Genomic DNA, 14,628 nt, shown 5'->3' with positions numbered 1-14,628 from the left:
TCTGGGCTAGCGGAGGCCGGCGGCGGTGAGGAGGTTGCCCTCGGGGACGTGGGGGGTCGTGTGGCCGTGTGCCATGCGGTGCTGGGCGCGGGCGGCGGTGAACGCCGGGTCACCGGCGATGGCGGCGGCGTACGCGGCGGCCGTGCGGGACGCGATGGCGGACCAGCCGTACTGCTCGTGCACCATGGCGCGGGCCCGCCGGGCGAGCGCGCGGGCCCGGTCCCGGTCGGACAGCAGCGTGTGCACCGCCTCGGCCAGCCCGTCCGGGTCGTGCGGGGCGAACGTCATCCCGGTGACGCCCGGCTCGACGATCTCGGCCAGCCCGCCGGTACGGGCCACCGCCAGCGGCGCGCCCGCGGCTGCCCCCTCCAGCGCCACCATGCCGAACGGCTCGTAGATGCTTGGCACCGCGAAGCAGTCCGAGGCGGCCATCACGGCGGGCAGGTCGGTGCCGCCGAGGAACCCGGGCATGCTCACAGTCGCGCCCAGTCCGAGGCGGTGCACCTCGGCCTCCAGGTCCGCCTTGTACGGCCCGTCGCCGACGATCACCGCGCGCAGCCCGGGGTGCCGGTCGCGCAGCCGGGGCAGCCCGGCCAGCAGGTGCTGCACGCCCTTCTCGTACACCAGGCGGCCGGCGAACGTGACCAGCGGGCCGTCGGCGGCGAACCGGGCCCGGGCGGCGGCGACCGCCGACGCGGGCACCCGCCAGCGGTGCGGCTCGACGCCGTTGGGCACCACGTCGACCCGGGCGGCGTCCACGCCGAACAACGCGCCCACCTCGTCGCGCATGTAACCGGAGCAGACGATCACCCGGCCGGACTCGCCGGCGAGCCAGTGTTCGACGCCGTGGATGGTGCGGTTCATCTCCTCCGGCAGCCAGCCCTGGTGCCGGCCCGCCTCGGTGGCGTGGATGGTGCTGACCAGCGGCACGTCCAGGTGCTCGCGCAGCGTCATCGCGGTGTGTGCGACGAGCCAGTCGTGGGCGTGGATGACGTCGTACGAGCCGGCGGAGGCGGCGCGCAGCGCGGCCCGGGTCAGGGTGTGGTTGAACGCCATGGTCCAGGCCAGCAGCGATCCGGTGGCCAGCGGGAACCGGACCGGGTCCTCGGCGGCGCGGACCACGCGCACGCCGTCGGCGTACTCCTCCAGGGGAGCGCCCTCGGCGTGGCGGGTGACGACTGTGACCTCGTGCCCGGCTGCGGCCAGCGCCACGGACAGCGCGTGGACGTGGCGGCCGAGGCCACCGACGAGCACCGGCGGGTACTCCCACGACAGCATCAGGATGCGCCGGGGCCGGGGCCCGGCCCCGGCCGGCGACGGGGGCGCCGGGCGGGAGGTGAGGGTGGGCCGGTGGAGCCGGTCCGTCGCGGTGGCGGGCTGAGCGCCGACCCGCAGAGTGGTCACGTCGATCTCCGTCCATGCATGGTGAGGCACGCCGGCATCGGTGGCGGCGACGAGCGGTGGTGAGGGGTGGCCGAACGGCCGGGCGGGCCCGCGCGCGCGTGGGCCCGGATCCAGGAAAGTCCATCTGCCGCCGGTCCGCATCTTGAAAAGGTCGATCGTGACGGATGACACCCGAACGTCTGTCCGGACTCAGGAGGGCGGATTCGGTTACGGTCCGAACGGGTGGATTGACGGGCGGTACGACGGGGCATCACCGGCGTGCGCATCGGCGGTGCCCCCCGCCCGATGCGCTCACGATCATGGGCCGAAGGAGCGACATGCAGGTCTGGCCGGGCGAGAGCTACCCCCTCGGCGCCACGTACGACGGGATGGGCACCAACTTCGCGATCTTCTCCGAGGTGGCGGAGAAGATCGAGCTGTGCCTGTTCGACGAGTGGGACATCGGCACCGAGCGCCGGGTGGAGCTGCGCGAGGTCGACGCGTACGTGTGGCACGCCTACATCCCCGGCGTCGAGCCCGGCCAGCGCTACGGCTACCGGGTGCACGGGCCGTGGAACCCGGCCGAGGGGCTGCGCTGCAATCCGCACAAGCTGCTGCTCGACCCGTACGCGAAGGCGGTCGACGGGGAGGTCACCTGGCACCCGTCGGTCTACGACTACGAGGTCGGCGGCGACCCGGACCGGATGAACACCGAGGACTCGGCGCCGTACATGCCGAAGTCGGTGGTGGTGAACCCGTACTTCGACTGGGGCAACGACCGGCCGCCGCGCACCCCGTACCACCACTCGGTGATCTACGAGGCGCACGTGCGCGGCCTGACCATGCGCCACCCGGGCATCCCGGAGGAGCTGCGCGGCACGTACGCGGCGATCGCCTCCCCGGTGATGATCGAGCACTTCAAGCGGCTCGGCGTGACAGCGGTGGAGCTGATGCCGGTGCACGAGTTCGTGCACGACCACCGCCTGGCCGACCTGGGGCTGCGCAACTACTGGGGCTACAACACCATCAGCTTCTTCGCCCCGCACCACGGCTACTCCGCGCTGGGCCGCCTGGGCCAGCAGGTGCAGGAGTTCCGGGGCATGGTCAAGGCGCTGCACGCCGCAGGCATCGAGGTCATCCTCGACGTGGTCTACAACCACACCGCCGAGGGCAACCATCTCGGGCCGTCGCTGAGCTTCAAGGGCATCGACACCCCGAGCTACTACCGGCTCTCCGAGGAAGATCGGCGCTACTTCGTCGACTACACCGGCACCGGCAACAGCCTCAACGTGCGCAGTCCGCACTCGCTACAACTGATCATGGATTCGCTGCGCTACTGGGTCACCGAGATGCACGTCGACGGCTTCCGGTTCGACCTGGCCGCCACGCTGGCCCGCGAGTTCTACGAGGTGGACCGCCTGTCCACGTTCTTCGAGGTGGTGCAGCAGGACCCGGTGGTCGGCCGGGTCAAGCTCATCGCCGAGCCGTGGGACGTCGGCCCCGGCGGCTACCAGGTCGGCAACTTCCCGCCGCAGTGGACCGAGTGGAACGGCAAGTACCGCGACACCGTACGCGACTTCTGGCGCGGCGAGCCGGCCACGCTCGCCGAGTTCGCCTCCCGCATCTCCGGCTCCGCCGACCTCTACCAGGACGACGGCCGCCGCCCGTTCCACAGCATCAACTTCGTCACCTGCCACGACGGGTTCACGCTCACCGACCTGGTCTCCTACAACGACAAGCACAACGAGGCCAACGGCGAGGAAAACCGGGACGGGGAGAGCCACAACCGGTCCTGGAACTGCGGCGTCGAGGGCGAGACCGACGACCCGGGCGTGCTGGCGCTGCGGGCCCGGCAGCGGCGCAACTTCCTGGCCACGCTGATCCTGTCCCAGGGCGTGCCGATGCTCGGCCACGGCGACGAACTGGGCCGCACCCAGCGCGGCAACAACAACGCCTACTGCCAGGACAGCGAGCTCGCCTGGGTGGACTGGGACCGGGCCGACACCGAGCTGCTGGACTTCGTCCGCCGGCTCACCGAGTTCCGCAACCGGCACCAGGTGTTCCGCCGCCGCCGGTTCTTCACCGGCCTGCCGGTGGGCGGACGGGCCGCCGGTTCCGGGCTGCCGGACCTGGCCTGGTACACCCCGGACGGCCGGGAGATGACCGGCGAGGACTGGGGCAACGACTTCGGCCGCTCGGTCGCCCTGTTCGTCAACGGCGACGGCATCGGCGAACGCGGCCAGTACGGCCAGCGCCACCGGGACGACTCCTTCCTGCTGCTGTTCAACGCGCACGACGCGCCGCTGGACTTCACGCTGCCCGGCGAGGAGTTCGGCACCCGGTGGGAGCTGGTGATCAGCACCGCGGAACCCGATCCGGAGAAGACGACGCTCGTCGAGGCGGGCGGCACGGTCTGCGTGCCGGACCGCTCGCTGCTGGTCCTGGAGAGGACGGCCTGAGCCATGCCCGACACCCCCCGCTCGACCTACCGGGTCCAGGTGCGGCCCGGCTTCGACCTGGACGCCACGGCCGAGCTGGCGGGCTACCTCGCCGCGCTCGGCGTCACCCACCTCTACACCGCGCCCCTGCTCATCGCCACCCCCGGCTCCACGCACGGCTACGACGTGGTGGACCACCGCGCGGTCAACCCGCAGCTCGGCGGCGAGGCCGCCCGGGCGCGGCTGGTCCGGGCGCTGCGCGCGGCCGGGCTGGGCCTGGTCGTGGACATCGTGCCCAACCACGCCGGGGTGGCCCGGCCCGAGGCCAACCCGGCCTGGTGGGACGTGCTGCGGCGGGGACGCGACTCGGCGTACGCGCGCTGGTTCGACATCGACTGGGACCGCGGCCGGCTGCTGCTGCCGGTGCTCGCCGACACCGCCGACGCGCTCGACGACCTGAAGCTCGTCGACGGGGAGCTGCGCTACCACGAGCACCGCTTCCCGGTCGCCGACGGCACCGGCGACGGAACCCCCCGGCAGGTGCACGACCGGCAGCACTACGAGCTGGTGAACTGGCGGCGCGGCGACGCCGAGCTGACGTACCGCCGGTTCTTCGCCGTGTCCGACCTGGCCGGCCTGCGGGTGGAGGACCCGGAGGTCTTCGACGCCACCCACGCGGAGATCCTGCGCTGGGTCGACGCCGGGGAGGTCGACGGCATCCGCGTCGACCACCCGGACGGGCTGCGCGACCCGGCCGGCTACCTGGCCCGGTTGCGCGCCGCCGCGCCGCAGCGCTGGCTGGTGGTGGAGAAGATCCTGGAGTACGGCGAGGACCTGCCCGACTGGCCGGTCGACGGCACCACCGGCTACGACGCGCTGGCCGCCGTGTCCGGGCTGTTCGTCGACCCGGACGCCGAACCGGAGTTCACCACGCTCGACGGCCGGCTGACCGGGCGGCACACCTCCTGGGCCGACCTGACACACGCCACCAAGCTGGAGGCGGCCACCCGGCTGCTCGCCGCCGAGCTGACCCGGCTGGCCGCGCTGGTGCCGGAGCTGCCGGGCGAGCAGGTCCGCGCCGCCCTGGCCGAGCTGGCCGCGTGCTTCCCGGTCTACCGCGGCTACCCGCCCTCCGGCGCCCGGCACCTGGCCGCCGCCCGCAGCGAAGCAGGTCGCCGCCGGCCAGACCTGACCGGCGTGCTGGACGCGGTCACCGCCCGGCTGCGCGACCCCGGCCACGAGCTGGCCGCCCGGTTCCCGCAGTTCACCGGCGCGGTGATGGCCAAGGGCGTGGAGGACACCGCGTACTACCGGTGGAGCCGGTTCGTCGCCCTCAACGAGGTCGGCGGCAGCCCGGCCCACTTCGGTGTACCCCCGGCCGAGCTGCACCGCTTCGCCGCCACCCGGCACGTGCGCTGGCCGGCGAGCATGACCGCGCTGTCCACCCACGACACCAAGCGCGGCGAGGACGTCCGTGCCCGGCTCGCGGTGCTGTCCGAGCTGCCCGGCCGCTGGGCCGAGCGGGTCGCCGACTGGATGTCGCGCGCGCCGCTGGCCGACCCCGCGCTGGCCCACCTGCTCTGGCAGACCGCCGTCGGGGCGTGGCCGATCGAACGGGAACGACTGCACGGGTACGCCGAGAAGGCCGCCCGGGAGGCGTCGGTCACCACGAGCTGGGCCGACCCCGACGCGGCCTTCGAGCACGAGCTGCACGCCCTGGTCGACCGGATGTACGACGACCCGGAACTGCACGCCCAGATCACCGCGTTCGCCGCCGAGATCACCCCGCCCGGCTGGTCCAACGCGCTCGGGCAGAAGCTGGTCCAGCTCGCCATGCCCGGCGTGCCCGACGTCTACCAGGGCACCGAGCTGTGGGAGAACTCGCTCGTCGACCCGGACAACAGGCGGCCGGTCGACTTCGCCGTACGCCGGGACATGCTGGCCCGGCTCGACGCCGGCTGGCGGCCCGCGGTGGCCGGCGACGGCGCGGCCAAGCTGCTCGTGGTCTCCCGGACGCTGCGGTTGCGCCGCGACCGCCCGGACCTGTTCGGCGGCTACCGGCCGGTGCCGGCACGCGGCCCGGCGGCCGCGCACGCGGTGGCCTTCGACCGGGGCGGCGCGGTCGCGGTCGCGACCCGGCTGCCGCTGCGGCTGGGCCGCTCCGGCGGCTGGCGGGACACGGCGCTGTCACTTCCCGTTCACGAGTGCACCGACTTGTTCACCGGACGGGTCTACAGTGGTTCTGAGCTGCTCCTTCATGATCTGCTGAGCACCTACCCCGTCGCCCTCCTCGCACCCACCGACTCTGTGGAGGCCGCCGCATGACCGAGTTCACGGTGTGGGCGCCCGAGGCCGCCCGGGTGCGGCTGCGCCTGCCCGGCGTCGCCGACCACGCGATGCGTCAGGGGCCGGACGGCTGGTGGCGGGTCGAGGTGCCCGGCGCCGGGCCGGGCACCGACTACGCGTTCCTGCTCGACGACGACGACCAGGCCCTGCCCGACCCCCGCTCGGCCTGGCAGCCGGCCGGGGTGCACGGGCCGAGCCGGCTCTACGACCACGCGGCGTTCGCCTGGACCGACGCCGCCTGGACCGGCCGGCAGCTGCCCGGCAGCGTGCTGTACGAGCTGCACATCGGCACGTTCACCCCGGAGGGCACGTTCGACGCGGCCATCGCCAAGCTCGACCACCTGGTCGACCTCGGCGTCGACATGGTCGAACTGCTGCCGGTGAACGCGTTCAACGGCGAGTACAACTGGGGCTACGACGGCGTCTGCTGGTACGCCCCGCACGAGCCGTACGGCGGCCCGGACGGCCTGAAACGGTTCGTCGACGCCGCCCACGCCAAGGGCCTGGGGGTGATCCTCGACGTCGTCTACAACCATTTCGGGCCCTCCGGGGCCTACGCGCCGCGGTTCGCGCCGTACCTCACCGAGCAGAGCAACACCTGGGGCCGCACCGTCAACCTGGACGGCCCGCACTCCGACGGGGTACGCCGCTACATCGCCGACAGCGTGCTGGGCTGGCTGCGCGACTACCACGTCGACGGGCTGCGGCTGGACGCCGTGCACGCCATGCCCGACGGCCGGGCCGTGCACTGGCTGGAGGAGGTCGCCGCCGAGGTGGAGGCGCTGTCCACGCACCTCGGACGCCCGCTGTCGCTGATCGCCGAGAGCGACCTCAACGACCCGCGCCTGATCACGCCCCGCGAGGCGGGCGGGTACGGCCTGCACGCCCAGTGGAACGACGACGCCCACCACGCGCTGCACACGCTGCTCACCGGCGAGCGGCAGGGCTACTACGGCGACTTCGGCTCCCTGGAATGCCTCACCGACGTGCTGACCGGAGGGTTCTTCCACGCCGGCACCTGGTCCAGCTTCCGCGGCCGTAGCCACGGCCGCCCGGTCGACCGGCAGCGCACGCCCGGCCACCGCTTCGTGGCGTACCTGCAGAACCACGACCAGATCGGCAACCGGGCCACCGGCGACCGGATCTCCGCCACGCTGTCACCCGGCCTGCTGCGCGTCGGGGCGACGCTGCTGATGACCGCGCCGTTCACGCCGATGCTGTTCATGGGGGAGGAGTGGGCGGCCTCCACCCCGTGGCAGTTCTTCACCAGCCACCCCGAGCCGGAACTGGCGACGGCGGTGGCCACCGGCCGCCGACGCGAGTTCGCCGGCCACGGCTGGGCCACCGACGACGTCCCCGACCCGCAGGACCCGCAGACGTTCCTGCGGTCCCGGCTGGACTGGGCCGAGCTGGACAAGCCGGAGCACCGTGAGACGTACGACCTGTACCGGCGGCTGATCGCGCTGCGCCGCTCCCGGGCCGACCTGTCCGACCCCCGGCTGGACCGGGTCGACGTACGCCACGGCGACCGGTTCCTGGTGATGCGGCGCGGCGACACGCTCGTGGTGGCGAACCTGGCCGGCCGGGCGCAGCGGATCAACCTGCCCGGCGTGGTACGCCGGGTGCTGCTCGCCACGTCCGAGGGGGTCACGGTCATGCGCGACGGCATCGAGCTGCCGCCGGAGTCGGCCGCGATCGTGGCGCTCTGACCGCTTGCCGGCGTCGATCTTGGACTTGTGGCGCCTCGAAGGTCCCACCTGTCCGGTTCGCGAACCGCCACAACTCCAAGATCGGCGGAGCCGGGGGCGGTGAGTTCGCGGCGGGAGCGTGGTCCTACCTCCGACGGCCCGACCCTGGAGGTTCCATGTCCGACACGCTGACCCGCCGTGAGCTGTGGGCGCTCGCGCACGCCGAGCGCGCCGACCTCGCCGACGATCTCGCCGGACTCGACGCGGGGCAGTGGGCCCGGCCCTCGCTGTGCGGCAGGTGGACGGTGGAGGAGACGCTCGCGCACCTGACGGCGGCGGCGAGCGTCGGCCGGGCCCGCTGGGTCGCCAGTGTGCTCGGGGCCCGGTTCGATTTCGACCTGCACAACGACCGGCGGCTGGCCGAGCACCGGGGCGCCGACCCGGGGGAGACGCTCGACCGGTTCCGCCGCATCGTCGGCAGCACCACGTCGACGTTCGGGCCGACCGAGGCGTGGCTCGGTGAGGTGGTCGTGCACGCCCAGGACATCCGGCGTCCGCTCGGCCTGACCCGTACGCCCTCGGTCGAGGCCGTCACGCCGGTCGCCCGCTTCTTCGCCGGCCGGGACTTCACGGTGGCCGGCCGCAGTGCGGTCGAGGGCCTGCGGGTGGAGGCGACCGACGGGCCGTTCAGCGCCGGGGTCGGTCCGCTGGTCAGCGGCACCTCTGTCGCGCTGATGATGGCGATGGCCGGACGGGCCGCCTACTGCGACGACCTCACCGGGCCCGGCGTGCAGACGCTGCGGGAGCGCTGCGCGCCCGCCTGACGACGCCCGGCGGGGCGGAACGGGAGCGCTGCACGCCCGCCTGACGGTGCCCGGCGGCGGAACGCGGAGGGCCGTCGTGCCGGACGCCGGGCCCGGTGAGGGTCACGACCTCGGCAGCGTCAGGATCTCCGCGCCGTCGTCGGTGATGGCGATGGTGTGCTCGCTGTGCGCGGTACGGCAGCCCGTCGCGCTGCGCAGCGTCCACCCGTCGGCGTCGGTGACCAGCGTGGCGGTGTCCGCCATCACCCAGGGCTCCAGCGCCAGCAGCAGCCCGGGACGCAGCGTGTAGCCGCGCCCGGGCCGTCCGGTGTTCGACACGTGCGGGTCCTGGTGCATCGTCGACCCGACGCCGTGACCGCCGAACTCGGTGTTGACCGAGTATCCGGCCTCGGTGAGGACCGAGCCGATGGCGTGCGAGAGGTCTCCGACGCGGGCGCCGGGACCGGCGGCGGCGATCCCGGCGCGCAACGCCCGTTCGGTGGCGTCGATGAGCGCGACGCTCTCCGCGGGCCGTGCGTCGCCGACGAGGAAGCTGATCGCGGAGTCGGCCACCACTCCGCCCAGCGAGACGGCCAGGTCGAGGCTCAGCAGGTCGCCGTCGGCGAGCGTGTAGTCGTGCGGCAGTCCGTGCAGCACCGCGTCGTTGACCGAGGTGCAGATGTAGTGGCCGAACGGCCCGCGTCCGAAGGACGGCGCGTAGTCGACGTAGCAGGACTGCGCCCCGGCCTCGGCGATCATGCGCTGGGCCTGCCTGTCGATGTCGAGCAGGTTGGTGCCGACGGTGGTGCTGCCGCGCAGCGTCTGCAGGATGTGGGCGACCAGGGCGCCGGTGTCCCGCGCCCGCCGGACGTCGGTGGGGCTCAGGATCTCGATCATGCAGGCGCCTTCCTCGCGGAACCAATAAGTATCCCGGCCATGTTATCCCGGTATTAGAATCCTGGCATGGTCAGGTTGCCCCTCACTCCCGCCGAGGTCGAGCGCGGGCAGCGCCTCGGCGCGCTCCTGCGGCGAGCGCGGGGTGAGCGTTCGATGCTGCTCACCGCGCTCGACGCGGGCGTCTCCCCGGAGACGCTCCGGAAGATCGAGTCCGGCCGGGTCGCCACGCCGGCGTTTCCCACCATCGCGGCCATCGCCGACGTCCTCGGCCTCTCCCTCGACGAGGTGTGGTCGGAGATCAACAGGTCCGACGGTGCGGTGCGTCTCACGCCGTCCGAGCGGCGGCTGGCCTCGTAGGGCCGCCTCGCCCACCCGATGAGCATACTGAGTATGCTCCCACGCATGCCACCCTCACGTCGCACCGTCGCCCTCGTCGTCCCCGTCGCCGGCTTCCTGCTCGGCTTCGGAGACTTCGTCTGGATCAAGTGGGTGCCGTTCCCGTTCGCCGAGCTCGGCAACTCCACCGCCACCTGGGCGGTCGCCGCGTTCGCGCTGGGCTGGTGGATCCGGTCGGGCGCGGTGCGGGCCGCCGTCGCGGCCAGCGTTCTGCTCATCGTCGCGGTGCCCAGCTACTACCTCGCGGCGACGCTGCTCCAGGACGACGACCTCGCCGTGATCTGGTCGCCCACCTCGATCGTCTGGATGGCGTTCGGCGTGGTGGCGGGCGTGGTGTTCGGCGTCGCCGGCATCTGGGCACGGACCGAGGGATGGCGCCGCGTCGTCGGGACCGCGCTGCCGGTGGCCGTGTTCGTCGAGGAGGCGCTGCGGTTCGCGCTGAAGTCGCGGTCCGGCTATCCCGGCGCGTGGTGGAACGTGGCGATCGACCTCGCGCTCGCCGTGCTGCTGGTGGTGCTGGTCGGCCGGTCCGCCCGGGTACGGCTGCTCGCCGCCGCGGTGGCGCTGCCGCTGGCCGCGGCGGGCGCGGTCACGTTCGCCGCCGTAGCGGGCTGACCTGCCCCGTCGGCCGGACGAGCCACCGCGCCGGCCGAGGCGGCGGGCCGGCCCAGGCAGCGAGCCACCGGGCCTGCCAAGGCGGCGAGCCACAGTGCCGGCCAACGGCGGCGGGCCACAGCGCCGACCGAGGCGGCGAGCACCGGCCCGACCGGGGTCGGCGACAATGATCCGGGAACGGCGTGGTCCGGACGACGGGGGAGGAAACGGGTGATCCGACGGCAGGTGCTCGCGGCGGCGATGCTCACGGCGACGGCTCTGGTGGCCGGCTGCACGGAGAGCCGCCCCGAGGCCGCGTCCCCCACCAGCGCCCCGGCCACATCCACGCCGAGCGCCACACCGAACGCCACACCGAGCGCCGAGCCGGTGCCCGCACCGGCGGAGCTGGCGGCGCTGGAGCGGCGCTCCGGCGCCCGGATCGGCGTCTTCGCCGTCGACACCGGCACCGGCCGCACCCTCGCACACCGGGCCGACGAGCGGTTCGCGTACGCCTCGACGTGCAAGGCGCTCGCGGCGGGCGCGATGCTGGCCGCCACGTCCGACGCCGAGCGGGACCGGGTGGTCCGCTACCGGCGGGCGGACCTGGTGGCGCACTCCCCGGTGACCGAACGGCACGTGGAGACCGGGATGACGCTGCGGGACGCCGCCGAGGCGGCGGTGCGGTACAGCGACAACACCGCCGGCAACCTGCTGTTCGACGCGCTCGGTGGCCCGGCCGGCTTCGCGCGGGCGCTACGGGAGGTGGGCGACCGGGTCACCAGGCCGGCCCGTACGGAACCGGAGCTCAACGCGGCCACGCCCGGCGACGAGCGCGACACCAGCACGCCCCGCGCGCTGGCCGGCTCGCTGCGGGCGTACGCGCTGGGTGAGGCCCTGCGGCCCGCGGACCGCGACGTGCTGCTCGGCTGGATGCGGGCCAGCACCACCGGGAGCGGGCTGGTCCGGGCCGGCGTGCCGGCCGGCTGGCAGGTGGCGGACAAGTCCGGCACCGGCGGGTACGGCACCCGCAACGACATCGCCGTGGTGTGGCCGCCGGACCGGGCGCCGATCGTGCTCGCGGTCATGACCAGCCGCGACAGCCGCGACGCGAAGCCCGACGACGCGCTGGTCGCCCAGGCGGCGCGGGCGACGGTGACCGCGTTGCGCTGACGGGAGGCCCGGCTCAGGGGATCGGCCACTCGTGCACGGGCCGGTTGCTGTGCATCAGGTCGACGTAGTGTCGGACCACCTCGCGCAGCGCCGCCGGCCGGTCCATGTGGTCGGCCGACTCCAGCCGGTGCAGCGTCTCCACCTGCCACGTCGCGCCGTTGCGGCCGGTCAGGCAGCGCTGCTCGACGATGCCGAGCAGCCGGTCCCGTTCCGCCGGGTCCAGGCCCCACCGGTCCAACCCGTGGTGGGCCATCGGCAGCAGCCGGCGCAGCACCAGCTCGGTCACCGGCAGGTAGCCCAGCCCGGGCCAGTACACCTGGGCGTCGATGCCGTGCCGGGCGCAGGCGTTGAAGTTCTCCTCGGCCGCGCTGAACGACATCTGCGACCACAGCGGACGGTCCGACTCGGCGAGCGCCCGGACCAGGCCGAAGTAGAACGCGCCGTTGGCGACCGTGTCCAGCACCGTCGGCCCAGCCGGCAGCACCCGGTTCTCCACCCGCAGGTGCGGCCGGCCCTTGAGCACGTCGTAGACCGGCCGGTTCCACCGGTAGATGGTGCCGTTGTGCAGGCGCAGTTCGGCCAGCTTCGGCACTCCGCCGCTGTGCAGCGTGGTGGCCGGGTCCTCCGCGTCGCAGACCGGCAGCAGCGCCGGGAAGTAGCGCACGTTCTCCTCGAACAGGTCGAACACCGAGGTGATCCAGCGTTCGCCGAACCACACCCGCGGGCGTACGCCCTGGGCCTTGATCTCCTCCGCCCGGGTGTCGGTGGCCTGCTGGAACAGCGGCACGCGGGTCTCGCGCCACAACTCCCGGCCGAAGAACAGCGGGGAGTTCGCGCCGAGCGCCACCTGGACGCCGGCGATCGCCTGCGCGGCGTTCCAGTAGTCGGCGAACTGCGCCGGGCTGACCTGGAGGTGGAACTGGGTGCTGGTGCACGCCGCCTCCGGCGTGATCGTGTCGGCCGTGGTGGCCAGCCGCTCCACCCCGCTGATCGCGATCGGCAGGTCCTCGCCGCGGGCGGCGAAGATCTGCTCGTTGAGCAGCGCGTACCGGGGATTGGCCGACAGCGTCTCGGCGGTCAGGTGCTCCGGGCGCAGCGTCGGCAGGATGCCGACCATCACCATGTGCGCGCCGACCGTGCGGGCCTTGGACTCGGCGGCGTTCAGGCTGGCCCGGACGTGCTCCTCGAACGCGGCGGTGCCGGTGCCGGCGAGCCGCCGCGGCTCGACGTTGATCTCCACGTTGAACTGGCCCAGTTCGGTCTGGAACGCCGGGTCGGCGATCGCCTCCAGCACGTCGGCGTTGCGCATGGCCGGGTCGAAGACGTCGTCGACCAGGTTCAGTTCGATCTCCAGGCCGGTCATCGGCCGCTCCACGTCGAACCGGGACTCGCGCAGCATCTCGGCGAACACGTCCAGGCACCGCCGGACCTTCTCGCGATAGCGGGCCCGGTCCTCCCGGCTGAAGGTACGCACGCCGACGTCCTCGCCCATGGTCACCACCCTGTCACAGTTGGTTCTCCCCAACCTCGCACGGAGTGGCGGGTCAGGAAAGGCCCGGAGGCCCTTTTCTGTACCCCGTGGCGGCCCCGGTGATCCCCGTCGCGGGGCAGCGGGTTCCGTCCGGGCGGCCCGGCCCGGGCGGCTAGCATGGCCGCCGACGGCGAAGGGGAGTGGCTGATGCGCGACGGGTGGATCCGGGCGTTCGTGGTGGCGGCGTTCGCCGAGGGATGCTCGTGGGCGGCGCTGCTGGCCGGCATGGCGGTCAAGTACGGCCCGCCCGGCAACGAGATCGGCGTGAAGATCTTCGGCCCCGTCCACGGTGCGCTGTTCGTGGTCTACGGCCTGCTGGCGCTCGTGGTGGCCCTGCGGCGCCGCTGGACGCTCGTGCAGACCGGGCTGGCCCTGGCCAGCGCGGTGCCCCCGTTCGCCACGGTGCTGTTCGAGCGCTGGGCGAGCCGCCGGGGCCTGCTCGACGCGCCGGCTCCGGTGGAGAAGCCGCTCACCCCGGCCGGTCGCTGACCGAGGCGAGGTCCTCCGCGAGGAAGCCGGCCAGCACGTCGGTCAGCTCCCGCGGCGCCTCCTCGGCCATGTGGTGCCCGGACGGGATCGACGCCGTCCGCACGTCGTCGGCCCAGTCGCGCCAGATCGCGGCCGGGTCGCCGTAGAGGTCGACCATGTCGTCGCGCTCGGACCAGGCGAACAGCACCGGGCAGCCGATCCGCCGCCCGGCGGCCCGGTCCGCGTCGTCCGCCGCCCGGTCCGGGCCGAGCCCGGCCCGGTAGTCCTCGCACATGGCGTGCACCGTGGCCGGATCGTGGATGGCGCGGCGGTAGTCGGCGTACGCCTGCTCGCCCATCTGCTCCGGTGATCCGCCGTACCAGGCGTCCGGGTCGGCGTTGATCACCCGCTCGGCCGGCTTGGCGAGCTGGCCGAGGAAGAACCAGTGCCACCAGCGGGCGGCGAACCGGGCGTCGCAGCGGGCCAGCGCCTCACCGATCGGCACCCCGTCCAGCACGCCGAGGCGGCTCACCCGGTCCGGGTGGTCCAGGGCGGTCCGCATGGCCACGTACGCGCCGCGGTCGTGACCGATCACCGCGGCCCGGCGGTGCCCGAGCACGTCGAGCAGGCCCACCACGTCTGCGGCCATCGCCCGCTTGGAGTAGACCGTGTGCTCCGGGTCGCTCGGCGGCTTCGACGAGCCGCCGTAGCCGCGCAGGTCCGGGCAGATCACCGTGTGCCGCGCGGCCAGCCGCGGCGCCACCCGGTGCCAGGTCGCATGGGTACGCGGGTGCCCGTGCAGCAGCACCACCGGTGGCCCGGAGCCGCCGTGGCGTACGCGCAGGCGGACCGCGCCGACGTCGATCTCGGTGAGCGTGAATCCGGGGAACATGGCCGCACCGGTGCCCACCGGC

General features: G+C 73.6%; 12 protein-coding genes. 8 read left to right on the top strand and 4 right to left on the bottom strand.

Annotation, left to right across the window (positions count from 1 at the left end):
* Positions 1-6: 6 nt before the first annotated feature.
* The gene (locus EAD96_RS22745; RefSeq protein WP_121685707.1) at positions 7-1,404 is read right to left on the bottom strand and encodes a glycosyltransferase family 4 protein; all 1,398 of its coding nucleotides are present in this window, start codon (positions 1,402-1,404) and stop codon (positions 7-9) included.
* Positions 1,405-1,721: 317 nt separating this feature from the next.
* Here EAD96_RS22745 and glgX point away from each other — a divergent pair, with 317 nt between their 5' ends.
* From glgX to EAD96_RS22725, 4 genes are all read left to right on the top strand, one after another.
* The gene (gene glgX, locus EAD96_RS22740; protein ID WP_121685706.1) at positions 1,722-3,842 is read left to right on the top strand and encodes a glycogen debranching protein GlgX; all 2,121 of its coding nucleotides are present in this window, start codon (positions 1,722-1,724) and stop codon (positions 3,840-3,842) included.
* Positions 3,843-3,845: 3 nt separating this feature from the next.
* A complete protein-coding gene (treY, locus tag EAD96_RS22735) occupies positions 3,846-6,146 on the top strand; it encodes a malto-oligosyltrehalose synthase (protein ID WP_121685705.1) in 2,301 nt (766 codons plus the stop codon).
* Positions 6,143-7,876 carry a malto-oligosyltrehalose trehalohydrolase gene (gene treZ / locus EAD96_RS22730; RefSeq protein WP_121685704.1) on the top strand — a complete coding sequence of 578 codons (1,734 nt, stop codon included), beginning with the start codon at positions 6,143-6,145 and terminating at the stop codon, positions 7,874-7,876. Before treY ends, treZ begins: the two co-directional genes overlap by 4 nt.
* Positions 7,877-8,031: 155 nt before the next feature.
* Complete coding sequence (locus tag EAD96_RS22725) at positions 8,032-8,679, top strand: maleylpyruvate isomerase family mycothiol-dependent enzyme (RefSeq protein WP_121685703.1); 648 nt, start codon at positions 8,032-8,034, stop codon at positions 8,677-8,679.
* 102 nt (positions 8,680-8,781) lie between these two features.
* Here EAD96_RS22725 and map read toward each other — a convergent pair whose 3' ends face one another.
* Entirely contained in the window at positions 8,782-9,555 is a 774-nt protein-coding gene (gene map / locus EAD96_RS22720; protein ID WP_120570146.1) for a type I methionyl aminopeptidase, read from the bottom strand.
* A 66-nt stretch (positions 9,556-9,621) separates the two neighbouring features.
* Here map and EAD96_RS22715 point away from each other — a divergent pair, with 66 nt between their 5' ends.
* The 3 genes from EAD96_RS22715 (at position 9,622) to bla (ending at position 11,715) form a co-directional block, all read left to right on the top strand.
* Complete coding sequence (locus EAD96_RS22715; RefSeq protein WP_120570145.1) at positions 9,622-9,912, top strand: helix-turn-helix domain-containing protein; 291 nt, start codon at positions 9,622-9,624, stop codon at positions 9,910-9,912.
* Positions 9,913-9,957: 45 nt separating this feature from the next.
* Complete coding sequence (locus EAD96_RS22710; protein WP_233586129.1) at positions 9,958-10,566, top strand: DUF6518 family protein; 609 nt, start codon at positions 9,958-9,960, stop codon at positions 10,564-10,566.
* A gap of 240 nt (positions 10,567-10,806) precedes the next feature.
* Positions 10,807-11,715 (top strand): class A beta-lactamase, encoded by a 909-nt coding sequence (bla, locus tag EAD96_RS22705; protein WP_199733274.1) that lies wholly within the window; start codon positions 10,807-10,809, stop codon positions 11,713-11,715.
* A gap of 13 nt (positions 11,716-11,728) precedes the next feature.
* Here bla and EAD96_RS22700 read toward each other — a convergent pair whose 3' ends face one another.
* Positions 11,729-13,207 carry a glutamate--cysteine ligase gene (locus tag EAD96_RS22700; RefSeq protein ID WP_121685712.1) on the bottom strand — a complete coding sequence of 493 codons (1,479 nt, stop codon included), beginning with the start codon at positions 13,205-13,207 and terminating at the stop codon, positions 11,729-11,731.
* A 156-nt stretch (positions 13,208-13,363) separates the two neighbouring features.
* Here EAD96_RS22700 and EAD96_RS22695 point away from each other — a divergent pair, with 156 nt between their 5' ends.
* Positions 13,364-13,735, top strand: a complete 372-nt coding sequence (locus EAD96_RS22695; RefSeq protein ID WP_121685700.1) for a DUF3817 domain-containing protein — start codon at positions 13,364-13,366, stop codon at positions 13,733-13,735.
* Here EAD96_RS22695 and EAD96_RS22690 read toward each other — a convergent pair.
* Complete coding sequence (locus tag EAD96_RS22690) at positions 13,716-14,606, bottom strand: alpha/beta fold hydrolase (protein WP_121685711.1); 891 nt, start codon at positions 14,604-14,606, stop codon at positions 13,716-13,718. The two genes, EAD96_RS22695 and EAD96_RS22690, sit on opposite strands and share 20 nt — an antisense overlap.
* Positions 14,607-14,628: the final 22 nt, after the last annotated feature.

It is taken from the genome of Micromonospora sp. BL1, from assembly GCF_003667485.1.
GTDB classification, from domain to species: domain Bacteria; phylum Actinomycetota; class Actinomycetes; order Mycobacteriales; family Micromonosporaceae; genus Micromonospora; species Micromonospora tulbaghiae.
The sequence above is the reverse complement of the archived record's forward strand: the minus strand, read 5'-3'. Positions and strand labels throughout refer to the sequence as shown.